Annotated in this window: 22 protein-coding genes and 1 pseudogene; 9 read left to right on the forward strand and 14 right to left on the reverse strand. The window is 66.3% G+C overall.

Annotation, left to right across the window (positions count from 1 at the left end):
- The first annotated feature begins 26 nt into the window (after positions 1-26).
- On the forward strand, positions 27-1,598 hold the full coding sequence (locus ASE96_RS08160; RefSeq protein ID WP_056428518.1) for a PucR family transcriptional regulator: 1,572 nt from the start codon (positions 27-29) through the stop codon (positions 1,596-1,598).
- Positions 1,599-1,614: 16 nt separating this feature from the next.
- Here ASE96_RS08160 and ASE96_RS08165 read toward each other — a convergent pair whose 3' ends face one another.
- The 6 genes and pseudogenes from ASE96_RS08165 to ASE96_RS08185 form a co-directional block, all read right to left on the reverse strand.
- On the reverse strand, positions 1,615-2,439 hold the full coding sequence (locus tag ASE96_RS08165; protein ID WP_056428521.1) for an IclR family transcriptional regulator: 825 nt from the start codon (positions 2,437-2,439) through the stop codon (positions 1,615-1,617).
- A gap of 80 nt (positions 2,440-2,519) precedes the next feature.
- Positions 2,520-3,776, reverse strand: a complete 1,257-nt coding sequence (locus ASE96_RS08170; protein WP_056428524.1) for an aminopeptidase P family protein — start codon at positions 3,774-3,776, stop codon at positions 2,520-2,522.
- A 58-nt stretch (positions 3,777-3,834) separates the two neighbouring features.
- The gene (locus ASE96_RS08175) at positions 3,835-5,235 is read right to left on the reverse strand and encodes an MFS transporter (RefSeq protein ID WP_156367528.1); all 1,401 of its coding nucleotides are present in this window, start codon (positions 5,233-5,235) and stop codon (positions 3,835-3,837) included.
- A gap of 263 nt (positions 5,236-5,498) precedes the next feature.
- Positions 5,499-6,071, reverse strand: coding sequence for a GNAT family N-acetyltransferase (locus ASE96_RS08180; RefSeq protein ID WP_056428530.1), 573 nt, complete (start codon positions 6,069-6,071; stop codon positions 5,499-5,501).
- A gap of 56 nt (positions 6,072-6,127) precedes the next feature.
- A pseudogene (locus tag ASE96_RS19750) lies at positions 6,128-6,392 on the reverse strand (GntR family transcriptional regulator); the annotation flags it as partial.
- Between the two features lie 293 nt (positions 6,393-6,685).
- Positions 6,686-7,720, reverse strand: a complete 1,035-nt coding sequence (locus ASE96_RS08185) for an Lrp/AsnC family transcriptional regulator (protein WP_056428533.1) — start codon at positions 7,718-7,720, stop codon at positions 6,686-6,688.
- A 139-nt stretch (positions 7,721-7,859) separates the two neighbouring features.
- Between ASE96_RS08185 and ASE96_RS08190 the strand changes: the two genes are divergently transcribed.
- Complete coding sequence (locus ASE96_RS08190; protein ID WP_056428535.1) at positions 7,860-9,098, forward strand: M20 metallopeptidase family protein; 1,239 nt, start codon at positions 7,860-7,862, stop codon at positions 9,096-9,098.
- A 22-nt stretch (positions 9,099-9,120) separates the two neighbouring features.
- Entirely contained in the window at positions 9,121-10,407 is a 1,287-nt protein-coding gene (locus ASE96_RS08195; RefSeq protein WP_056428538.1) for an MFS transporter, read from the forward strand.
- Between the two features lie 103 nt (positions 10,408-10,510).
- On the opposite strand, the gene ASE96_RS08200 is transcribed toward ASE96_RS08195, so the two are convergent.
- Positions 10,511-10,747: a hypothetical protein gene (locus ASE96_RS08200; protein WP_056428542.1), complete on the reverse strand. Its 237-nt coding sequence runs from the start codon at positions 10,745-10,747 to the stop codon at positions 10,511-10,513.
- Positions 10,748-10,865: 118 nt separating this feature from the next.
- On the opposite strand from ASE96_RS08200, the gene ASE96_RS19810 reads away from it, so the two are divergent.
- The 3 genes from ASE96_RS19810 (at position 10,866) to ASE96_RS08215 (ending at position 14,472) form a co-directional block, all read left to right on the forward strand.
- On the forward strand, positions 10,866-11,114 hold the full coding sequence (locus ASE96_RS19810) for a GNAT family N-acetyltransferase (RefSeq protein WP_056428545.1): 249 nt from the start codon (positions 10,866-10,868) through the stop codon (positions 11,112-11,114).
- Complete coding sequence (locus ASE96_RS08210; protein WP_056428548.1) at positions 11,111-11,509, forward strand: NUDIX domain-containing protein; 399 nt, start codon at positions 11,111-11,113, stop codon at positions 11,507-11,509. The genes ASE96_RS19810 and ASE96_RS08210 overlap by 4 nt, the downstream gene beginning before the upstream one ends.
- A gap of 278 nt (positions 11,510-11,787) precedes the next feature.
- Complete coding sequence (locus ASE96_RS08215; RefSeq protein ID WP_056428551.1) at positions 11,788-14,472, forward strand: PEP/pyruvate-binding domain-containing protein; 2,685 nt, start codon at positions 11,788-11,790, stop codon at positions 14,470-14,472.
- Here ASE96_RS08215 and ASE96_RS08220 read toward each other — a convergent pair.
- A complete protein-coding gene (locus ASE96_RS08220) occupies positions 14,469-15,113 on the reverse strand; it encodes a class I SAM-dependent methyltransferase (RefSeq protein ID WP_056428553.1) in 645 nt (214 codons plus the stop codon). The two genes, ASE96_RS08215 and ASE96_RS08220, sit on opposite strands and share 4 nt — an antisense overlap.
- A 147-nt stretch (positions 15,114-15,260) precedes the next feature.
- Positions 15,261-16,307, reverse strand: coding sequence for an NAD(P)-dependent alcohol dehydrogenase (locus ASE96_RS08225; RefSeq protein ID WP_235500169.1), 1,047 nt, complete (start codon positions 16,305-16,307; stop codon positions 15,261-15,263).
- A gap of 91 nt (positions 16,308-16,398) precedes the next feature.
- Between ASE96_RS08225 and ASE96_RS08230 the strand changes: the two genes are divergently transcribed.
- Complete coding sequence (locus ASE96_RS08230; RefSeq protein ID WP_056428556.1) at positions 16,399-17,091, forward strand: TetR/AcrR family transcriptional regulator; 693 nt, start codon at positions 16,399-16,401, stop codon at positions 17,089-17,091.
- Positions 17,092-17,177: 86 nt separating this feature from the next.
- Here ASE96_RS08230 and ASE96_RS08235 read toward each other — a convergent pair whose 3' ends face one another.
- From ASE96_RS08235 to ASE96_RS08245, 3 genes are all read right to left on the reverse strand, one after another.
- Complete coding sequence (locus tag ASE96_RS08235) at positions 17,178-17,432, reverse strand: CDGSH iron-sulfur domain-containing protein (RefSeq protein WP_056428558.1); 255 nt, start codon at positions 17,430-17,432, stop codon at positions 17,178-17,180.
- A 44-nt stretch (positions 17,433-17,476) separates the two neighbouring features.
- Positions 17,477-18,529 (reverse strand): iron-containing redox enzyme family protein, encoded by a 1,053-nt coding sequence (locus ASE96_RS08240; protein ID WP_056428562.1) that lies wholly within the window; start codon positions 18,527-18,529, stop codon positions 17,477-17,479.
- A gap of 510 nt (positions 18,530-19,039) precedes the next feature.
- Positions 19,040-19,297 (reverse strand): hypothetical protein, encoded by a 258-nt coding sequence (locus ASE96_RS08245; protein WP_056428565.1) that lies wholly within the window; start codon positions 19,295-19,297, stop codon positions 19,040-19,042.
- A gap of 263 nt (positions 19,298-19,560) precedes the next feature.
- On the opposite strand from ASE96_RS08245, the gene ASE96_RS08250 reads away from it, so the two are divergent.
- A complete protein-coding gene (locus ASE96_RS08250; RefSeq protein ID WP_056428568.1) occupies positions 19,561-20,259 on the forward strand; it encodes a TetR/AcrR family transcriptional regulator C-terminal domain-containing protein in 699 nt (232 codons plus the stop codon).
- A gap of 82 nt (positions 20,260-20,341) precedes the next feature.
- Here the strand turns inward: ASE96_RS08250 and ASE96_RS08255 are convergent, their stop codons facing one another.
- The gene (locus ASE96_RS08255) at positions 20,342-21,214 is read right to left on the reverse strand and encodes a helix-turn-helix transcriptional regulator (protein WP_056428571.1); all 873 of its coding nucleotides are present in this window, start codon (positions 21,212-21,214) and stop codon (positions 20,342-20,344) included.
- 148 nt (positions 21,215-21,362) lie between these two features.
- Here ASE96_RS08255 and ASE96_RS08260 point away from each other — a divergent pair, with 148 nt between their 5' ends.
- On the forward strand, positions 21,363-22,202 hold the full coding sequence (locus ASE96_RS08260; protein ID WP_056428575.1) for an SDR family NAD(P)-dependent oxidoreductase: 840 nt from the start codon (positions 21,363-21,365) through the stop codon (positions 22,200-22,202).
- Positions 22,203-22,248: 46 nt separating this feature from the next.
- Here ASE96_RS08260 and ASE96_RS08265 read toward each other — a convergent pair whose 3' ends face one another.
- Positions 22,249-22,875, reverse strand: a complete 627-nt coding sequence (locus ASE96_RS08265) for a dihydrofolate reductase family protein (protein WP_056428577.1) — start codon at positions 22,873-22,875, stop codon at positions 22,249-22,251.
- Positions 22,876-22,900 lie beyond the last annotated feature (25 nt).

Here is a 22,900-nt window from a genome sequence, read left to right on the forward strand (position 1 = left end):
ATACTTGCCTTACGCGACGGAGTGTCATGCCAATACGTCTTCAGGATGTGCTCAACCACCCGACCCTCACGGCCGCCGATCCCGTCATCCGGGCGGGGGCAGGCAACGCTGCCAGAACCCAGCTCCGGTGGGTCCACTCAAGTGAGATTCTGGACATCGCCCCGTTACTTGACGGCGGGGAACTCCTGCTGACGGGCGGCGAAGCCCTCGCACTCGCTTCCGAGGAGCGGCGCATCACCTACATCCGCCAGCTGGCGGAGCGGGGCGTGGCCGCCTTAGCCATCGAAACCGGCGTCGCCCTCCCGTCGCTCCCGTCCTCGATGGTGGCGGCTGCCGAAGCAGCGGGCCTTCCCGTGATCGAGCTTCGCAAAGTGGTGCCGTTTGTCAGTGTTATGCAGGCGATCAACTCGTCGCTCGTGAGCGAGTCGGTTTCCCAGTTGCGGCAGGCAGATGAGGCCAGCCACGCGATGGCCGTTGAACTGGCGCACGGAGGCAGCCTGGACCGGATCCTGGCCGTACTCGCCGGCATCACCCACGCTGAGGTGACCCTGGTGTCGCTCACGGGCGCGACCCTGGCCAGCGCAGCGCCGGCGCGCGACGCGCCCGACGCGCATGACGCCGCCGACGCTGCCGGCTCGACGGCGGAGTCCGCGCCCACGCTGGCGGACCATGCACGCCTGATCCACATCGACGTTCCGGTACGCGGAATCCTGGCGGCGCAACTGTTGCTCCGTGTCCCGCCGGGCGAGGACGAGAACCTGGCCCGGACGGCGGGGAAACGCTCCGTGGATATTCTGGCGCTGGCCATGCTGCAGCGGATGTCGCCCGGGCTGCGGGAGGTGGCGGGAGCTGCGCTGATGCGCGCGATTGATTCCGGCAGCCAGCCCTGGCGGCTTCAGCAGTTGGCCTCAGCAGCCGGAATTCCGGCCTCCGCCCCGCTGGTCGCCGTGGTGGTGCGGTCGGAGATCTCACAACAGCTGCGGACGTCGGTGGAGCAGCATCTGGCCCGGACAGCGCGGTCCCACGCAACCTATGTCGACAACGCCGAGCTCCTGGCAGTGGCCAGCCTGGCCGGAGAAGCTTCGGAAGCGAGCCGGCAGGGGCTCCTGGCCGGACTGATGGAGCTGCCCGCCATGGCCGGGACGCTGGCTGCGGTAGGTCCGGTGGTGGCCGGAATTGCGGATGCTCCCTGGTCAGTGGCCGAGGCCAAGCTCACCCTCGAACTGGCGGACTCTCCTCGGCACGCCCGGCCGGGAGCCGACGGCGCATACAGTCCCGTCATCGACGCCGAGGCGTTCGCCGTCGAACGTCTCGCCGTTCAGGCCCTGGACCCGGACCAGCGACGGAACTTCGTACGCCGGCAGCTGGGTGCGCTCCTGGACCACGACGCACAACGCAATTCGCGGCTGCTCGACACCCTGGCTACGTGGCTGGACTGCGGGTGCAATACCGCCCACGCCGCCCGCGAGCTTCACGTGGAGCGGCAGTCCATGCATCAGCGGCTGCGGCGGATCTTCGACCTGTGCGGCGGTGACCCGCGGGACACGGGACGGCTCGCGGCATTGCATTTGGCCGCCCGGTTGGCGAAGCTCGCCTGACGCTCCCGCCCGCTCGTTAGCTCGGGCCGCGTTCCGGGTTTCCGGGCGGACGTCCGCCCAGGCGTGTAGTGACCTGATGCGCAGCCGCGGCACACGCCTCACCCAGGCTTTGCAGTCGCTCGCGGGACACACGGAACCGGGGGGCCGGGATAAGGACGGCGGCCACGACGTCGCCGCGGTGATCGTAAACGGGCGCGGCCACGCCGACTTCGTCGATGGATGATTCCCCGTAGTTGATGGCCCAGCCCCGGCGGGCAACGTCGCCGAGTTTGGCCTGGTAGTTATCCAGGCCGGCATCGTCCAGCCCCGGATAGGTGATGGTTCCGCTGCGGAGCAGGGCGCGGACCCGCTCGGCCGGTTCGGCCGACAGGAAGACCTGGACGGACGCACTCATGGCGTCCCGGTACCGGGCTCCCAGCGGAGTGGTGTGCTTGATTTGGTGGTGGCTGGCGATTTGCTCCACGCACATCGATTCGTTGCCGTTCCAGACCATCAGGGCGCTGGTTTCGCCGGTCTGTTCGGTGAGTTCGCGCAGGACCGGGTAGGCCACGCGGCGTTCCTCGAGCTCCGCGAGCAACGGGCCGGCAACGGCGATCAGGCCCAGGCCCAGGCGGAAACGGCGAGTTTCCGGGTCCCGTTCCACCAGGTGCTCCTGCTCGAAGGTGGACAGGATCCGGGACACCGTGCTCTTGTGCAGGCCGACCCGGTTGGCGATCTCGGTGACCCCAAGCAGCGGTTCATCGGCGGTGAAAGACCGCAGCACTGCGATGGCGTTGACGATGACGGAGGTGCCCTTCGTGTCGCCGTTTCCGTTGGTGTCAGGGGATTCTTCTGGACTCATGGTGATCCCATCATTCCGTACAGGGGACGAAAGCGGCGCCAGGTGGGACGTGGCGCCGCTTCCTTGCCGGTCGGGGATGGTCAGGCGCCCACGATGTTGTATTCCGGGCCGAAGGGGAACTTGGTGATGTTCTCGGCCCCGTCCTCGCCGACCACCAGAATGTCGTGCTCGCGGTAGCCGCCGGCGCCGGGCTGTCCGTCCAGCACGGTGATCATTGGTTCCATGGAGACCACCATGCCCGGTTCCAGCACGGTGTCGATGTCCTCGCGGAGCTCGAGTCCGGCCTCCCGGCCGTAGTAGTGGCTGAGGACGCCGAAGGAGTGACCGTACCCGAAGGTCCGGTTGGCCAGCAGTCCGTGGCCCACGTAGATCTCATTCAGTTCAGCGGCGATGTCCTTGCAGACCGCACCCGGCTTGATGAGTTCAAGGCCGCGCTTGTGGACTTCGACGTTGATGTTCCACAGCTCGAGGGCGCGTGCGTCGGGCTCGCCGTAGAACAGGGTGCGCTCCAGGGCCGTGTAGTAGCCGGAGGTCATGGGAAAGCAGTTCAGGGACAGGATGTCGTGTTCCTGGATCTTGCGGGTGGTGGCCCAGTTGTGGGCGCCGTCGGTGTTGATGCCGGACTGGAACCAGACCCAGGTGTCGCGGATTTCCGAGTTCGGGAAGGTCCGGGCAATTTCGTGGACCATCGCTTCGGTGCCGATCAGGGCGACCTCGTATTCGGTGATCCCGGCGGTGATGGCGTTGCGGATGGCCTCGCCGCCCAGATCACCGATGCGGGCCCCGTGCTTGATGACCTCGATCTCTTCGGCCGATTTGATCATCCGCTGGCGCATGGCGGCATGGGCGACGTCCACCAGGGTGGCCGACTCAAACGCCGCCTGGATCTTGTTGCGGTTGTCCAGCGGGAGCGAATCATCTTCGACGCCGATCCGGCGCGGGTTGATGCCGCGGGTGCGCAGCACCTCCTGGATGGCGAAGATGTAGTTGTCCCGGCGCCAGTCCGTGTAGACCACGTTGTCGCCGTAGCTGCGGCGCCAAGGCATGCCGGCGTCGATGTTGGCCGTGACAGTCACGGTGTCGTCCTTGGTGACCACCATGGCGTAGGAGCGGCCGAAGTAGGTGAAAAGGAAGTCGGAGTAGTACTTGATGGAGTGGTAGCTCGTCAGGACGACGGCGTCCAGGCTCTTCTCCGCCATGATCCGGCGCAGGCCGGACAGCCGGCGCTCAAACTCGGCATCGGAGAACGTGAGGCTGACCTTCTTGCCGTTGTTCAGGACCTTGAGGCGCTCCAGCTCGGCGATGGACGAAGCGTTGTCGGATGTAGTGATGGTCATTTTGGTGGTGCCTTTCTTCGATGATTTCTTCAGGGGGAAAGTTGGAACGGGTTGTTTTTTACCCGTGGGTCAGTGGTTCCTTGCTGGTCTCGCGGGAAAGTGCGACTGCAATCAGGGAAATGATTGCGGCCGCGACCAGGTACCAGGCCGGAGCAAGGTCGTTGCCCGTGGCGGCGATCAGGAGGGTGGCCATGAAGGGCGCGGTGCCGCCGAAAAGCGCGTTGGAGAGGTTGAAGCTGACCGCGAAGCCGCTGTAGCGGACACGGGTGGGGAACATTTCCGCGAGGAAGCTGGGCAGAGTGCCGTCATTGAGGGTGAGCATGGCGCCCAGCAGGATCTGGACCAGGACGATGACGAGGAAGCTTCCAGTTCCCAGCAGGGCGAAGGCGGGCACGGTCAGCACGATGAAGCTGATGGATGCGGCGATGAGCACCTTCTTGCGGCCGTAGCGGTCTGAGAGCATTCCGGTGAGGAAAATGAATCCGATGTACGTCAACAGCGCGATGGTGGTTGCGAGGAAGGATTCGGTTGCCCCGAGGCCAAGCTCGGAGGACAGGTAAGTCGGCATGTAGCTGAGGATCACGTAGAAGCCGACGGCGTTGAGCAGCACCGCGCCGACGGCCTTCAGCAGCAGCCGCCAGTGATTGCGGAAGAGCCCGAAAACGGGGGCCTTGATGGTCTGGTCCTCTGCTGCGAGCTCTCGGAATACAGGCGTGTCTTCGAGCTTGGTGCGGATGTAGCGCCCGATCAGGCCCATCGGGGCCGCAAGGAGGAAAGGCAGACGCCACCCCCAGCTCTGCATCGCCTCGGAGCTGAGCAGAGTGGTCAGCAGGCCTGCGAGCAGGGAGCCCAGAAGGAGGCCCGCCGCGGTGCTTGCCGGCACGACGGCTGCGTAGAGGCCGCGCTTGTTGGCGGGGGCGTACTCCACGAGGAATGCGGAGGCGCCGGCGTATTCACCGGAGGCTGAGAAGCCCTGGGCGACGCGGATGATCAGGAGCAGGATCGGAGCCCAGATGCCGATCGTGTCGTAGCCCGGAATCAGCGCGATGCAGAACGTCGCTCCGGACATGATCAGGATGGACAGGGAAAGGGCAGTCCGGCGCCCGACGCGGTCTCCGATGTGGCCCCACACGAAGCCTCCGAGGGGCCGGACCAGGAACGAGATCGCAAACAGAGCGAAGGTGAGCAGAAGCCCGGTCTGGGGATCTGACTCGGGGAAGAATACCGCCGCGATAGTAACGGCCAGGTAGCCGTACACGGCGTAGTCAAACCACTCCACAAAATTTCCGATAAAGCTCGCCGCGATCACCCGGCGGCGCGTTTCCTTGCTGACGCCGCCGCCAGGGTCTGCTGGGCCGTTCAACGTTGATTGGGCGGACGAACTACCGCCATGCCCGCTATTCGACTCCGGGCCGTTCGGTCCCGCAAGTGTGGCGGGGGAGGAAGTTTCGTTACTCATGTATCCACCAAAGGTTTTGGGGTTGCATTCAGTGCAACGCTGTTGCACCAGATTAGGCGTGACGTGAGACACAGTCAATGCTTTTGTATTTCCGGCCCGCAAATTAAAGGCAGCGGCGGCGGCTCCCCAGGGGTTACGAGCGAGCGAGCCGATGTGAAATTCGTTGCACTGAACGAAATATGGTTGCAGCGTCGGGGAAGGTGCCTACGGGAGCGTCATGTCCGCCTTGGCCTCGTACACGGGGAGTGTGGCTCGGCCGTGCCTCACTGAAGGTCCAAGCGCATCAGCACGCGGGGAAAGCCGTTGAGCACGGAGTCGGTGCCGGAAACCATGATGAACCCAGCCTCTTCGAAGAGCTTCCGGGTTCCCACGTAGGCCATGGTGAGGTCCACGTGGTGGCCCTGATTGTCCACCGGGTAGCCTTCGATGGCCGGCGCGCCGTAGCTGCGGGCGAAGTCGACGGCGCCCTTCAACAGCTGATGGGAGATTCCCCTGCCGCGATGCCCGGGCCGCACCCGGATGCACCACACCGACCACACGTCGAGGTCGTCCACGTGGGGGATCTTGCGGTTGCGGGCAAAACTGGTGTCTGCGCGCGGATGGACAGCCGCCCAGCCCACCACCTCGCCGCCGTCGTACGCGAGCACTCCGGGCGGCGGGTCCTGGCCCGTCAACTGCCTGACCAGTTCCCCGCGCTCCGGGCCGCGCAACTCCAGGTTCTGTTTGGAGGGGATGCGGTAGCTCAGGCACCAGCACACGTTGGCATCGGGCCGCTTGGGGCCCACTACTGCCTTTACATCCCCGAACTGAGTCGCCGGACGGACTTCGATGGCCATTGCGCAGAGTCCTCTCGTTTCCGATTCCGATTCTGCGCCTGACACAGGCCTCGCGCCTAGAGCACCGTCCGGATGGTCTCTTCGAAGCTCGTGACGTGGTGCAGAGCCAGCTCGGCCGCCTTGGTCGGCGTCCCCCGGGGCCACCGCCTTGAGCAGCTCCACGTGCTCGGTGATGTGGCCGCTCACCGAGGGCACCTTGTCCAGGACGAGGCACAAGATGCGTGCGTTTGCCCGGGTGGCCGCGCGGCGCGTCGCCAGCGGCTCGAGCAGCTCCCGGATCTCAGAGACGTCGGCCAGTTCCGTGAAATCCACATTGGTGGCGTCACGCGCCGTTCCATCCGGGGCGGCGCCGTGGCACACTGGGAAAACTATCGAGTGGCCGGGGGGGAATCCGAGTCAGGAGATTGTCATGGGCATTCTGATGCACCCCCACACTTCGTGCCGCCGATTGGCGGTGAGCACCACATGATGATCGGCTGGGCCTACCTTATGGCCGCGATCATGACCATTGACGCGCTCCTGCTGGGGCTGCTGCTGTTCAACGCGAAGTGGCCGAAGCGCTGGAAGAAGAACAGCTAAAGCCACATTCGGCGAAGGCCCGGCTCCCCCGCGCCTCAGGCGGTCGGGGCCAGCTCGGCAGCCGGCACCACCACGGCCCCGGTCGCGGTCGAATCCGGGTTCAGCATCCAACCGACCCGCTTGGCAGTGTTGAGCACCACCACGCTTTCCACGAGCTCGATTCCGGGGATCCGCTGCTGGAGTGCCTGTTCGGCGTTGAGGACCTCCGCCAGGGAATGCAGCCACATCAGGATCACGAAGTTGGTGCGGCCGGTGGTGGACGCAGTGAGCCTCACGTTGCGGAAACTGCGCAGCTCGGCGGCGGCCGCTTCGTGCTGTCCCGGCGGAACGTTGGCGAACCACTGGCAGCTGACCGGAAACCCCGAGTACTTCTGGGCGATTTCACACCGGAACGACAGAACCCGACTGGCCAGAACCCGGTTCAGCTGGCGCTGGACCGTGGCGGGGCTGCGTCCCAGGGCGCGGGCAATATCCGCAGCCGCCGCACGCCCGTCCCTGGCCAGGAACGGGATCAGGTCCAGGTGACTCTGAGGCAACGGCGCACCCTGGTGTGCAGGGGTTGCCGGGCCGGCCGCTTCGGGCCCGGCCAGGGCCTGAAGGGCGGCCAGCTGCGATTTGTCCAGGACGTTGAGCCGCCACGCGTACCCGCCGGAGTGCAGCCGGGTGCACAGCGCCGTCTGGTACTTGGTCAGGCCCGGGATCTCCTTGAGCTGCTCCACGACGATGTCGCTGAACCGTGACAGCGTGGGAGTGATGACGGTCAGCATGAGGTCGCGGTTGCTGGCCGCTTCTTCCACTGTGACCACTTCCGGGATGGCTGCCAGCGCGGCCGTCACCTCGGCCCGCAGCCTCATGTCGCAGTCCACATCAACCAGCGCCAGGCACATCTGCTTCGGGTCGCCCATCAGGTGAGCGGTGCTCCAGGCTGCACCGGAGGCCCTGAGCCGTTCCCAGCGGGCAGCCAGGGTGGTCGCGTGGACGCCCAGGATGCCGGCGGCATCCGACCAGCTGATCCGCGGCGCGATCTGCAGTGCATTGATGAGCCTGAGGTCTTCCTCGCTGATCTCCACCGGGCCCCCGCTGTCACTGAATGATTCCTGCTCTAACTATCCTAGTTTTGCATTTTTCCAGCCATTCCTCCAGCTGTGACACCAGTCACTCCACAATGGTTGTAAGGCACCTACCAACCGTTCGGAAAGAGGGAAACATATGTCGGTCACCGCCGATGCCAGGGAACTCCAGAGCCACATCATCCGGCTGCGCCACGAGTTGCATCAGGAACCGGAGATCGGCCTTCACCTCCCGCGCACCCAGGAGAAAGTTCTCAAGGCCCTCGACGGCCTGCCGTACGAAATCACCCTCGGCGAAACCACGACGTCGGTCACCGCAGTTCTGCGCGGCGGCGCACCGCACACTTCAGCCGACAAACCCGTGGTCCTGCTGCGCGCGGACATGGATGGCCTTCCCGTCCAGGAACGCACCGGCGTCGACTTCACCTCCCGGATCGACGGTGCCATGCACGCCTGCGGCCACGATCTCCACACCTCGATGCTGGCTGGGGCGGCCACCTTGCTCGCCGAACGCCGCGGGCAGCTGGCCGGCGACGTCGTGCTGATGTTCCAGCCCGGCGAGGAGGGCCACGACGGCGCGGGCCACATGATCCGCGAGGGGGTCCTGGATGCCGCGGGCCGCCGCGCGGACGCCGCCTACGGCATGCACGTGTTCTCCTCCCTGGAGCCGTACGGCCAGTTCGCCACCAAGCCCGGGGTGATGCTCAGCGCCTCGGACGGGCTGTTTGTCACCATCCTGGGCGCCGGGGGCCACGGCTCCGCCCCCCACACGGCCAAGGACCCCGTCACCGCAGCCGCCGAAATGGTGACCGCCCTGCAGGTCATGATCACTCGGCAGTTCAACATGTTCGACCCCGTCGTCCTGACCGTCGGCGTCCTGCGGGCCGGCACCGCACGCAACGTCATCCCCGAAACGGCACGCATCGAAGCGACCGTCCGAACGTTCTCCCACGCCTCCCGCGAACGGATGATGACCGCCGTCCCCACCCTCCTGAAGGGCATCGCCCACGCCCACGGCCTGGAGGTGGACGTCGAATACCGTCCCGAATATCCGCTGAGCATCACGGACGAAAACGAGACCCTCACTGCGGAGAAGACCATCCAGAACCTGTTTGGCGAGTCCAGGCTGACGCGTTGGGCCACGCCGCTCAGCGGATCCGAGGACTTCTCCCGGGTGATGGACGAGGTGCCCGGCACCTTTATCGGACTCAGTGCCGTCGCCCCCGGAGCGGACCACACCGCCACCGCGTTCAACCACTCCCCCTACGCCACGTTCGACGACGGCGTCCTCACCGACGGCGCGGCGCTGTACGCGGAGCTCGCCATTTCCCGGATCGCAGCACTGGCGGCCGGCCACCCCTCGCCCCTCGCTTCATAGCCCTAGATCTTTCGGAGAAATCATGACCACTATCATTGACCCGCAGCTCGCCGACCGGGCGGCCACGCGGAAGACGCTCCTCGGCACCGGCATCGGGAACGCCGTCGAATGGTACGACTGGGCCATCTACGCCACGTTCACGCCGTTCATCGCCAGCCAGCTGTTCAGCAAGGCGGATCCCGCCTCGGCGGTGCTGGCAACGCTGGCGATCTTCGCCGTCGGCTTTGTGGCGCGTCCGGTCGGGGGCTTCCTGTTCGGCTGGATCGGCGATCGGGTGGGCCGCAAGACCTCTATGACGCTCGCCGTCGGCCTCGCGTCGCTGGGCAGCCTCATGATCGGCGTCGCGCCGTCCTTCGCCACCATCGGCGTCTGGGCGTCACTGATGCTCCTGGTCGCCCGGCTGATCCAGGGCCTGGCCCACGGCGGCGAGCTGCCGTCGTCGCAGACGTACCTCTCCGAGGTGGCCCCGAAAGAGAAGCGCGGGCTGTGGGCCACCCTGATCTACACCTCGGGCACGGTGGGAATCCTGGCCGGCACCCTGCTGGGCGCCATTCTCAACATGACGCTGAGCACCGAGGCCATGAATGACTGGGGCTGGCGTGTGCCCTTCCTGGTCGGCGCCGCCATGGGCCTGTACGCGTTGATCATGCGCTCCAAGCTGCACGAGACCGAGGCCTTCGAAGGCGAAACGGCTTCCGAGAAGCGCGCGCCGATCTGGCCGCAGATCGTGAAGCACCGCAAGCAGGCCCTCCAGGTCATCGGGCTGACGGTGGGCCTGACGGTGATCTACTACATCTGGGGCGTTGTGGCCCCGAGCTACGCCGCCACCACCCTGAAGATCGATCGCGGGGAAACCCTCTGGGCCAGCGTGATCGCCAACATCGTGTTCATTGCCGCCCTGCCCGTCTGGGGCAAGCTGTCCGACCGGATCGGCCGCAAAAAGGTCCTTTGGGCCGGCGCCGCCGGCAGTGCCGTCATGCACTTCCCCATGACCTGGCTGCTGAAGGATTCAGCCTGGCAGCTGGCCGTGGCCATGTCAGTCATGCTGATCTTCATCGCCGCCAGCGCCGCGATTGTTCCGGCCGTCTACGCGGAACTGTTCCCTACCAGCATCCGGACCATCGGCGTCGGCGTCCCGTACTCCATCTGCGTGGCCGTGTTCGGCGGGACCGCCCCGTACCTGCAGACCTGGCTCGGCGCCCTCGGCCTCGCCAACGTGTTCAACGTGTACGCCGTAGTGCTGCTGCTGGTCAGCGCGCTGTTCGTCTTCACCATCCCGGAGACGAAAGGCAAGGACCTGACGCACTAGTTGCAACGGCTCGTCCGGGACGTTCCGGACTCCACGAAGTGCCCCCTACCTTTGCAGGCCAGGGGGCACTTCGCGGGTTGAAGGCCAACTTCCCTGAAGACTTTCAGCGACTGCGGGGTGTCTCTCCGTTGCCCACGGCTTCAATCCAGTCCACGGCTTCGTCCGAAAAATGGAACCCTGAGGGCCCGTTTTCCCCCACCCACCAGTCGCCGGATGCTACAGACCCGCCAGCATCCGCAATCTCAACGAGCGTCTCGGCCGGAACTGCGTCGCCGTTGTTGTCAATCAGCCATTCCCGCGTTGAGGGATTCAGCTTCGGCCACCATTGCTCCATGCTCATGCCCGCAGTCTGTCATGCCCCGACAGCCGCTGATAGTCCGGCCGAACCAGCTACCGCGGCGCCACGGTCACCGTGACGGAAGTTGACCGTATGCTGATCAGGAATCGGGACAACCAGCGTGCATGACCTCTTTGTGGATCCCGACGCGCGCCGGACCGGCGCGGGCCAAGCTCTGATGGACTATATCTTCGGATGGGCGGGGGCCCGGCCCCACGCTATGGTCCTTGACTGGCAGGCAAGCCCCTCCGCGGTTGCCTTCTACGAAGCGCTGGGCTTCCCGGCCGATCGCGTTGGGGACTTCCCCGACTATCCAGGTTTCACGCTGGACCTGCGCACCGGACCCCGGTGTGGTCGGCAGACGCCATGACCCACCGCATCGCAGTCGGCGCACTGGTCGGCCCGCTGGGCGTTCTGATGTGCCACCGGCGCCCATCATTGCAGTGGTACCCGGCCAAGTGGGATTTTCCTGGAGGCCACATCGAGGATGGCGAAACGGCCGGCGAGGCCCTGGCCCGGGAGCTCCTCGAAGAGGTCAATATCCGCATAGTCGTCCCCGAGGATGCGCCGACGTTCAGTATCCACGACAACCGCGGCGCAACCGACGGGTTGGCACTGTCCGGGTGGGTAATCACCGAGTGGTCAGGCGTTCCGGAGAACCTGGCCCGGGATGAACACGACGATATACGGTGGTTCACCCCAATCCAGGCCCTCGAACTCGACCTCGCACATCACGCTTACTTCGCCCTCCTGAAGCAGCTTTAACGGAGCACGCCCGCCCCGCGCCAGATGCAGGCGAAGTTCTTGCCTTGAACCGGTTTCAGGCGGCCTGCGCTGACAATTCGCCCTGCGGGTCGGCTCTCGCCACGACGCCCTCAACTTCTTCGCGGACGTTTGAATCCCCTCAGCTTCCCGTCACAGGCCTTCGATTCCGGGCAGGCGCCGGCGCCGAGCGCAGCTATAGCCTCCACCCTGCCGGAGTGCCAGTATGTTGAGAATCAGGCCCGGCGAGGGCGGCCCGGCTCCAGAAGGGATGGACGGTCATGACCTACATCTACAACTTCGGGGATGCGGGACCAGGTGACGTGGCCACGGCGGGCGGCAAGGGCGTGGGCCTGGGCGGCCTCGTTCAGGCCGGACTGCCGGTCCCTTCCGGGTTTGTGCTGAGCACCGCTGCCTATGCCGACTTTGTGGAAGCCAATCACCTTCAGGGCGGCATTCATGAGCTGGCTGCGCTGTCACCGACGGCGGCGCCACGGGACTACGAGGATGCCTCGAAGCGGATTCGTGCCCTGTTCAGCGGCGGAACCATGCCGGCAGCAATCGCAGGTGAACTCGGCGCCGCCTACGTGAAGCTGGGCAACGGGGATGCCGCCGTAGCGGTGCGCTCCTCAGCCACGGCGGAGGATCTCGCCTCGGCCAGCTTCGCCGGTCAGCAGGAAACCTTCCTAAACGTCCGCGGGGCGGAGGCCCTTGCCGCGGCCGTGACCGATTGTTGGGCTTCCCTGTGGACGGCGCGTGCCATGGCTTACCGGGCCCGTGAAGGCATCGGGCCGGACACGGTACGCCTCGCCGTCGTGGTTCAGCGGATGGTCGAGGCCGAGGCCGCCGGGGTGATGTTCACCGCCAATCCGGCCAACGGACGCCGCGACCAGACAGCTATCAGTGCCGCATGGGGCCTTGGCGAGTCCGTAGTCAGCGGAACGGTCACCACGGACGACGTCGTCGTCGAAGCGGGGACGGGCAGTGTGCTGTCGCGACGGACCGCTGACAAGGAGGTCATGACTGTCTACGCGGAGCACGGCACGCGGGAGCAGCCGGTGCCGGCGGCGCGCCGGCGCCAGCCCGTACTGGACGACCGGGCGGCGGCCGAGCTGGCCGGCTACGGAACACGGATTGCGGCGCATTTCGGGACGCCGCAGGACATCGAATGGGCACGGTCCGGTGGCGGGTTCTTCATCCTGCAATCCCGGCCCATCACCGCACTGCCCGAACCGGCCGCCGATATCCCGGACACGTGGACGGTGCCCTATCCGCACGGGCTCTACTTCCGGGCGAGCATCGTGGAACAGCTGCCCGACCCGCTCTCGCCGCTGTTCGCCGACATGATCGACGGCTCGGTGTCCCGGTCGCTGCGGGCACTGATGGCCGGCGCCGTCGGCAAGGACGTCATCCGCGAGGACGACGTCGGACTGCCCACCATTAACGGCTACGCCTATTACTACTACAGCAACTCGGGAATGTGGCGGGTGATGGGCAAGTCGCTGACCGCGATGCGCGCGCTGGCCCGCGGCAAGGCGCACATGGGAGTGGCCGGCTGGCGGGAATTCTCGCATCCCCGTTACGAGGAGGTGATCAAGGACTGGTCGGCGAAGCCCGTCGGGGAGCTCTCCGGCGAGGAACTGCTCGACGGGGTGCAGACGTTGCTGGACGCCGGTACGGTGTACTACACGGCCGTGCAGTCCATCATTCCGATCGCGGCCACCAGCGAAATCTCCTTCCGGGCCTATTACGACAAGTTTGTGCGCCGCGACGGGGATCCCCCCGCGCTGACGTTCCTCCTCGGCTACGACAGCGAACCCATCCGGACCGAGAAGTCGCTTTACGATCTCGCGGCCTGGGCACGGGAAGTTCCGGGGCTGGCCCAGGCGATCCTCACTGAACCCACCGCGGCACTGGCCGAGTCGCAGCGGACCGGGCTCCCGCCTGCCGGGGTGGACCCGGCCCTGTGGCAGCAATGGCATCCCCGCTTCCAGGAACACCTCGGCCGGTTCGGCCATGCGGTCTACAACCTGGACTTCGTCAGCCCGGTGCCGGCCGACGATCCCTCGCCGCTGTTGGAGACTGTCAAGTTTTACCTGCGGGGACACGGCAATGACCCGCACGAGCGCCAGCGGCTGTCGGCCGCCCGCCGGGAGGATGAAACGAGCCGAACGATCGCGCGGCTCGGGCCGAAACGCCGGACCGCGTTCCTCCGCCTGCTTCGGTGGGCACAAGGTGCGGCCCCGATCCGCGAGGATGCCCTGGCCGACGTCGGCCTGGCGTGGCCGCTGCTGCGGGGGATGCTCTTCGAGCTCGGTCGACGCCTGGTCGACTCGACTGTCATCGCCGAGCCCGCCGACGTCTTCTGGCTGCGCCACCGGGAGCTGCGCAGCGCCGTCGAGTTCGGGCTCGCGGGGGCGGGCACACAGGCGGCCGTGGCAATTACGGGGGCGGACAGGCCAGTCCGTGCCGGTGCCGTCGAAGAGCGCAAGATGCTGTGGCGGGGCCAGGCTAAGGCCGCGGCCCCGCAACTGCTGCCCGAGAGCCGGTGGATGGAGCGGGCCTTCGGCTCAATGATGCCGGCAGGGTCGCCGGACCAGCCCGGCGACATCATCAAAGGCGCCGGCGCCAGCTCGGGGCGGGTCAGCGCTCCTGCCCGCGTCCTGAGCGGACCTCAGGATTTCGCCGCGATGGTCCCGGGCGACGTCCTGGTCGCCCGCATCACCACTCCTGCCTGGACCTCTCTGTTCGCGATGGCCTCGGCCGTGGTCACCGACGTCGGCGGCCCGTTGAGCCACAGCTCCATCGTGGCCCGGGAGTACGGCATCCCTGCCGTGCTCGGCACCGGAGTCGCCACCCAACGGCTCACCAGCGGCCAACAGATCACCGTAGACGGAGACGCGGGCACTGTGACGACCGAGCGGCCACCTGTTACCCAGGGGCCGGGATCAGGGCACGCCAGTTAGCCGCCGTCGGGGTGCCGCATGGCCTGCACAACGGCGTCGCGCAGGGTGACGGCCAGGCCGCCGGGTCCGGCGAGTGTGCGCGTCCGCTCCTCTGCGCGGTTGATGCTCCATGCGTCAGAGCCGAGTCCACGGGTGATGTCCGCGAGGGTAACCGTGGCCTCGGCGGGAGGGTGATGCCCGTGACTATCCGCGGCGGCGTCGTGCAGATGCCCGACGATCAACAGGGTGCCGCCGGGGGCGACCCAATCGGCGATTCGTTCGTAAAAGGCCAGCTGCGGCATCGCGGGGTGCGCGTAGTTGGTGGTCACCAGGTCGAACCGGCGCCCCGGCTCCCACATCGTCAGGTCTGCCTCGACCCAGGCCAGCCTTCCGGACCCTGGCTGCGAGGCCACGCGCTCGGCTGCCTGCGCGAGAGCGGCGGCCGAGATGTCGGCGCCGGTCACCTGCCAGCCGTGCGCGGCCAGCCATGCTGCCTCTGCGCCCGTCCCGCAGCCGGCATCCAGCGCGGTGCCGGGGGCGAGACCGCTGGTTCCACTGGCGAGATAGGGGTTTGGGCCGCTCCCTGCCAAATCAGCCGGGGCAGCGTCGTGAGCCTGCTCCCAGTGCCCTTCCCAGTAATCCCTGTCGAAGCTGTGCGTCATCGGGCCACCACCACATCGGCCAACGCCGCTACCGTCCCTGCCATGTCGTACCCTTTCCGCCCGGAACTCACTTTCTACAGTCGATCGTGCCGATGGGCCGGGCAAATATGCAAGCAGCGTTGCCAAAATGGCAAAATTAGGGCGTGATCATGAGTTTCCTTCGTTGCTGAAAACGGTGATGGCGATCTTGCCTCGCACGTGTCCGGCGTCGAGATGACGCATGGCATCCCGTACCTCGTCGAGCGGGTATGTCCTCTCGACGCTTGGCGTCACCTGCCCGGCCTCGAGGAGGGGCGTGAGCCGTTCGAGGTCGCTGGCGCGCTCCTTGGAGGCGAGCATGGTAAGGCGCTGACGCACAAACAGGGACACAAAAGGAGCCCTTAGGCTCCGGCCGAAACCTCCTGTCCACTTGCCGCCTTCCTCGCCTCCGACGATCACGGCGGTGCCGGTGGGGGTGAGGGCGCGGCGCAGTCGTGACAGCGGCGGGTTCCCTCCGATGTCGAGGATCAGATCGAACTGACGCGCCCCGTCGGCGAAGTCATCCTGCGTGTAGTCGAGGACGTGATCGGCCCCGAGGGAACGCACCAGACCGGTCTTCCCGGTGCTGCTCACGCCGGTGACCTCCGCCCCAAGGGACTTGGCCAGCTGCACCGCGTAGGAGCCGACGCCGCCGGAGGCACCCAGGATCAGCACCTTCTGCCCGCGCTCTACCCGCCCGGCGTCAAGGGCCTGGAGGGCCGTGCCCGCCGAGATGGGAACCACCGCCGCCTGCTCGAAGGACAGGCTCAAGGGCTTGTGGGCCAGCTTGTCCTCCAGCGCGGCGGCGTATTCGGCGAACGCCCCCCGGGACATCCCGTACACCTCGTCCCCCACTGCGAAGCGGGACACGGCGGAACCGACCGCAGCGACAGTGCCGGCGACGTCGATGCCCGGCACCGGGTTCTTCGGCCTGCGGAACCCGAATCCCAGGACGCGCAGGAGATAGGGGCGCCCCGTCATCATGTGCCACGTTCCGCGGTCCATGCCGGCGGCGTGCACACGGATCAGGACCTCGTTCTCCGCGATGCGCGGCAGCGCGGCCCGGCCGGATTGAAGGACATCGACGGGACCGTACCCGTCCTGCACGATGGCGCGCATCGTACCCTCAGTGGTTCCGGAATTGTCCCCCGCCATCGCGCTGATGTGGTTCGTCATGTCGTGCCCTTTCAGAGGTTTCGTACTAAGTACGGTTAAAGTATCGTACTAAGTACGAATGGTCTATGGCCTGAGGAAACGTGGAGTGCAAATGCCTGCAGGAATGTCCCCGAGCCGCCCGCGGCTCAGCCGGGAGTCGGTGCTGCGCGGCGCCGTCGCGGTGGCCGATGCCGGCGGCATTGGATCCTTGACGATGCGCTCACTCGCGGACGCTCTCGAGGTCAAGCCGATGTCGATTTACCACCATGTCGCCAACAAGGATGACGTCCTTGACGGCATTGTTGACATCGTCTTCAGCGAGATCGACCTGCCCGTCATCGGCGGCGACTGGCACGCCGAGATGCGGCGGCGGGCCTCCTCGGCCCGTGAGGCGATGCGGCGCCATCCCTGGGCGATCGGGCTCGTGGAGACGCGGACGAGCCCCGGCCCGGCGACGCTGAAGCACCACAACGCCGTCATTGGCACTCTGCGCCAGGCGGGCTTCTCGGTGGAAATGACCGCCCACGCCTTCGCGTTGATCGACGCCTACGTTTACGGATTCGCCCTCTCGGAGGCCACCCTGCCCGTCAACGGCCCCGAAACCGTCACCGAGGTTGCCGGGCGGATGATGGATCAGTATTCCCCCGGGGACTATCCCCACCTTGTCGAGTTCACGGTCGAACACGTGATGAAGCCTGGCTACAACTACGGCGCGGAGTTCGAGTTTGGGCTGGACCTGGTCCTCGACGGCCTCGCGAGGTCGCTGCAGCACGCTGAGAGCGCCCGCAACACCTGGAGCGACTAGGCTGGAAGCGGCTCTCCAGTCCCCCCAGCTTGGAGAGCCAGGAAGTCTCCGCGCTTGAGTCCTCAGGATTCGCGCGGAGACTTTCCTTAATTCGGACGCCCGGACGTTCCGCGACCCTGCACGTCAGGAGGTTCGGTGCGGAAGTTGATCATTTTGTGCGTGCCGTCGCAGTAGGGCTTGATGGCGGATGCTCCGCATCTGCAGAGAGCGACGGTTTTGCGCTGCCGTGGCACGGGTTCCCCGGAGGGCATCACGACGTCGAAGTCGCCGCGGACCAGAATGGGCCCGTCGGGGCAGAGGACAAGCGAGGCGTTGGCGGGATGCAGGGGGATCTCGTTCATGAGTGGTTCCGATCTCGGCGCGGGGACGGGCAGGATCCGGGTCGTTATGTCGTGGCGGGTACAAGCGGGCGCAGCGAGGACCGGTCGTTTTCCCAGGCGTCCAGGAGGAGGGCGGCGAAGCGCGCGTCGATGCAGGACACCGCCGCCGCGCCGAAGAGAACGTCCTCGAGGAGATCCGGTTCCGCCTCGACGAGTCCCCCGGCAAGGTCCCTTCCGGCGATCTGCTCGTGGACAGCGTCCGCCTCGACGTGCTCGTCGAAGTAGCCGGTGACGGCCGCGTCAAAACCGAGACGCCGGAATCCGTTTCCGTACAGCTGGTTGGGGCGTGAGGAAGTCATCTCGTACATCGCCAGATGCCCTGCGATGGCTCCGCGGAGCCTCCGGTTCAACCCAAACAAGGACATCATGTTCACCGACGCCAGGGTGATGGCCGGTACGACGTCGACGTAGCCGCCATAGCTGTCCTTGAGTCCCAGGCCCCTCATGGTGCGGGCGAACAGTGCACTGTGCATGCGCTCCGGGCGACCGCCGCCGTACTCGTCGGCCTGGATTTCAACGAGGGCGGCCTTGGCCCGGCCGGTGAGGCGCGGAATGGCCCAGGTATGCGGGTCTGCTTCCTTGAGTTGATACAAGGACTTGTGGATCAGGAATTCGCTGAGCTGTTCGGCAGTCGCCTTCTTCGCCACGTGGCGGGAGACGCTGGGCCCGCAGTCACGGGCCGCCAGGTCAAACAGGAGGGCCGCGGTGGCATCGCTGCCTGGGGTTCCCGACACCGGCCGCCGGACGGAATCCGTCACCACGCCGGCCTCGGAGCGAAGCCACGCCTCGAAGGGTTCCTCCAGCAGTTGCCGGATTCCGATCAGCCCGGGGTGCCATTCCCAGCGGTCATCGACGCCGGCCAACCCGCCATAATGCAGCTCATAGAGGCAGAACAAGGCGAGCTGCACGTCGTCGTCGATCAGATCCTCGACCACGGCCATGCGCTCCGTGACGAGTGCGTGCAAGGCGGCCAAGGCGGACGGATCGGCGCCGGGGTCTCCGGTCAGGAGGGCGCACACTCCGGCGCTGATGGGTCCCCGTGGTTCTGGGATGTTCATTTATTCTCCTTGGCGACGGCGGAGGTGGTCGGTCCGCTGTGGCCCGTCATGGCGTCCGTGTCTTTCGTCGTCCGACCGGCAGGGTGGGTCGGCGGCCGGCAGGGGCATCCATCTGAAATCCGCATCGGCACTTCAGCACGTGGGCAGGGACGAATCCCCTTGGTGCGTTCGGCGGCACGGTCTGTCCGGCAGCGGAATTTTTGGCTAGTGCCACCCGATACATCGGTTCCCTGCAGTGGACGGCGGCCGACGCCGGATCGGAGGTGTCGCCCTTTCCGGTCCTGCCCAAAACGTCAGCGGCCAGCGTTGCGGTGGTTGCCAGAACCCGGGAGCCTCCGCATCGGGTGCAGGTGACGGCGAGTGCGAGGGTCTCCTGCCCTGAGTTCAGGTCGGTGACCGAGTCGGCGAGAAGGTGCCGGTCCGTGCGGCAGGTGGAGCACCAGGGGCGCCCGCCACGGGGCTGGTGGGCCTCACGGGGCACATACGTGTTGGATGTGCTGCTCACCCGGGTCAGACCAGGCCCGGGTAGCTGGCCAGGATGTAGTCCGCAGCGGCAGGGCCTTTCATGCGCAGGCCGGACCCCTTGGGGTGGATCTGCTTCTTTTTCATCGCCGCCCAGAAGGCCACTTCAGGCTGGGGCGCGGCCTGGTGAAGGAAGCACCAGCTGGTGTAGAGGCCGTAGAGGCGGCTCCGGCCCAGGGCGCGGTCGGACGCAGGGTCAGCTGTGGTGGCTTCCTGCAGGAATTTGTCGTACTGAGAATTTGCCATGAGTGGCTCGTTTCCTCGCGGTGCATTTGGTGCCGCCGTGTGGCTACAGCAGCTAAAGCCTCAAGGTCCTGCACGGGAGCACCGAAGCGTCATCCCGGGCTGCGTTACGGCAGTCCCGGGGTGGAAGAGTCGCCGTGGGTTATCCAGGTGCGGACACCGGCTGAACGTCTCTACAATGTAGACTCTAGGCGTAGACTACAGAATAAGCAACTTGCATCTTTTTGACTCGTTGCGGCCTGCAGCACCGACCCGAACGGAACATCATGTCACCCGAAGAGAATCCGGTACCGCCGGCGGCTCCCGGCACGAAGAAGCGGCTCAGCCGGGAGATTGTCCTCTCCGCGGCGCTGGAATTGGTGGACTCGGAAGGACTCGAGGCACTCACCATGCGCAGGTTGGGCCAGCAACTCGGGCGGGATCCCATGGGCCTGTACCGCTACGCGGAAAACCGCGCAGCACTGCTGGACGGCGTCTCCGAACTGGTCCTCAATGAACTGGCCATCTTTCCCGATGACCCCGACTGGCAGGCACAGCTGCGCCGCATTGCCCACGATCTGCGCGAGTTGGCACTCCGTCACCCCAATGTTGTGCCGCTCCTCGTGACCCGCCCGCTGTCCACCCCCCTGGGCCTGCGGCCGCTGGGGACGCTGCGGCCGCTGGAACAGATCCTGTCCCTGCTGATCGACGCCGGGTTCGCTCCCGCAGACGCCCTGCACGTTTACCGCGCCTACTACGGCTACCTCTACGGGCACATCCTCAACGAGCTGCAGGAGTTCATCGTCGACCCCGACGAAAATGAGGCCCTCCTCCGCCTGGGTCTTCATCGCTTGCCGCCAAAAGACTTCCCCCGCCTTCGGGCCCTCGCACCCGTCCTCGCCGACTACGACGGGAAGGCCGAACTGGACGAAGGAATCACCATCCTCCTCTCTGGCCTCGCCGCCCGACTCTCGCCGGAAGCGTAATCCGCTCCCTTTCGCAAGACGCCGCCGATGTTCCTCCTGTTCCGCCTCAAGACCGCCCCGAAGGACCAACCCGGCCGGGAGCTTACGTGGATTTCAACCCGACGCTGTTCGTGTCCGCCCAGTTAGCCAGCAGCTGCAGTCCGTCGTGGGACGCGGAGCCTGGTTCGGCGGAGAACACCAGCATCTGGAGGGTGCGGTCGGAGGCCAGGTCCAGCCCGAGGTAGTTCAGGTCGAGGTCGCCCACGAGCGGGTGGTGAATGCTCTTGACGCCGGTGCGGTGTTCGCGGACATCGTGCGCTCCCCAAAGCTTTCGGAAGAGGTCGCTGCGCGTTGAGAGCTCGCCGACGAGGTCGCTGAGCTGGCGGTCGTAGGGGGAACGGCCCGCTTCGACTCTGAGGAGGGCGACGACCTGTCTGGCGTTGGATTCCCAGTCCTGGTAGAACGTCTGGGCCCTGGCATCGAGGAACACGAAGCGCGCGGCGTTCACCGGCGGCCGGGCGTCGTCGAACATCTCCGAGAAGAGAGCCCGACCGAGGCGGTTGGTGGCGACCGCGTCGAGCCGGCCGTTCTGCACGAACACCGGAACGGTCGACATGGCGTCGATGGTCTGCTGCAAGGTCGGATTGACCTGGGTTTTGCGTGTCGGGCGTCTGCGCTGCGGGTGGGTCCCGGCATTGGCTGAGCGGATGAGCTGATAGAGGTGCGCGTGCTCGGCCTCATCCAGCTGGAGGGCACGACTGACCCCGTCGATCACTGCCTCTGACACTCCTTTGGCGTTGCCGCGTTCAAGGCGTTTGTAGTACTCCGAGCTCATGCCGGCCAGGAGGGCGACTTCTTCTCGTCGCAGGCCGGGAACGCGGCGCCGTCCGCCGTAGTCGGGCAGGCCCGCTTGCTGCAGGTCGAGTTTGGCGCGGCGCGAGATGAGGAACTTGCTGAGGTCGTCCCGGTTGTCCATGAAGTCGAAGGTACCGCACCCCGCGCTCCCTTGGGGGGTCCCTGTCAGGGAACCTCCAGATAGGGTCTCGCTGGCCCCTGCGCCGGCCTGTTGACTTTTAACATCAGCCGCCCGAACCGGCCGGCCAGGACTTGAGAAAGGCATCATCATGACCAACGTTTGGTTCATCACCGGAGCAGCCCGCGGCATGGGCGTCGACCTGGCAAAGGCCGCCCTCGACGCCGGCCACAGCGTCGTCGCCACCGCCCGCAACGCAGCCAAGGTCACCGCGGCGCTGGGCGAACACGAGAACCTTCTCGCCCTGTCGCTGGATATCACCGACGCCGCAGCGGCCGCTGCCGCCGCCGAGACCGCCGTCGGACGTTTTGGACGCATTGATGTTCTCGTCAACAACGCCGGCAACTTTTACGCCGGTTACTTCGAGGAGATCAGTGACGACCAGTTCCGCAGGCAGATGGAGACCAACTTCTTCGGCCCGCTGAGCGTCACCCGCGCGATCCTGCCGGTCATGCGCAAGCAGCGCAGCGGCCACGTCATCACCATCACCTCCGCCGCCGGCATCATCGGCCAGGAATTCTGCGCCGCGTACGCCGCCTCGAAGTTCGCCCTCGAAGGCTGGATGGAATCCCTCCAGTACGACGTCCAGCCCTACGGCATCCACACCACCATCGTCGAACCCGGCTTCTTCCGCACCGAACTCCTGGTCGAGGGCGCGTCCTCCATCTGGCCCGAACTGTCCATCGACGACTACGCCGAGCGCACCACCCGGACCATCGCAGCGTGGAAGAGCATGAACGGCCAGCAGGGCGGAGACCCTGCCAAGCTCGGCGCAGCCCTGGTCACCATCGCCGCCCTGGAGACCCCGCCACTGCGCTGGCAGGCCGGCGCCGACGTCATCGCGGGAGTCGAACAAAAAATCGCGGCTCTTCTCGAGCAGGTGAACGCGCACCGCGAACTGTCCTCCAACCTCCAGCTCGACGACGCCTAACCCGCACCACCCCGCCCTTCATCAGCCCGCCGACACGTCCAGAAACTTAGCCCAGGTCTGAAACGCCCGTGTAGGTCGCGTAAGTGGCGGGACCGGTTCGTTCGTACACCTGGAGGGTAAGTCCGCCGGGGGTGGTCTGACTGCTGACGAGGCGCAGTCCCGCTGACGCGCCGCCGTCGGGGAAGAGGCGGCGGCCGCGACCGACGATGACCGGAGCGACCACGAGCCGGAACTCGTCGATCAGCCCTGCGGCCAGCAGCGATTGCGCCAGCCGGGCGCTTCCGTGGATCTGGAGCTCCCGCCCGGGTTGCTGCTTGAGTTCTGCGACCTGCGCTGCGACGTCGCCCGAGAGGATGGTGGTCGGATTCCAACTGCCCGCAGTAAGAGTGTGCGAGGCGACGTATTTCGGCAGGCCATTCATGAGCACGGTGAAGGGATCGTCCGGATCTGTGATCTGCGGCCAGTCCCTCGCGAACGCGTCGTAGGTGCGGCGCCCGAGCAGAAGCGCGTCGGCCTGGCCGAGCCATGCCGCGGCCTGGCGGATGAATGCTCCGTCTATGAAAGGGACAAGCCATCCACCCTGGGTGAACCCGTCACTGGTGTCTTCCTCGGGCGAACCCGGACCCTGCGATACGCCGTCGACACTCACGAACTCGAATACCGTCAGCTTCATGGTCTCTCCTTTGAAACATCAGACC

The organism is Arthrobacter sp. Leaf69, assembly GCF_001422645.1.
Lineage (GTDB): Bacteria > Actinomycetota > Actinomycetes > Actinomycetales > Micrococcaceae > Arthrobacter.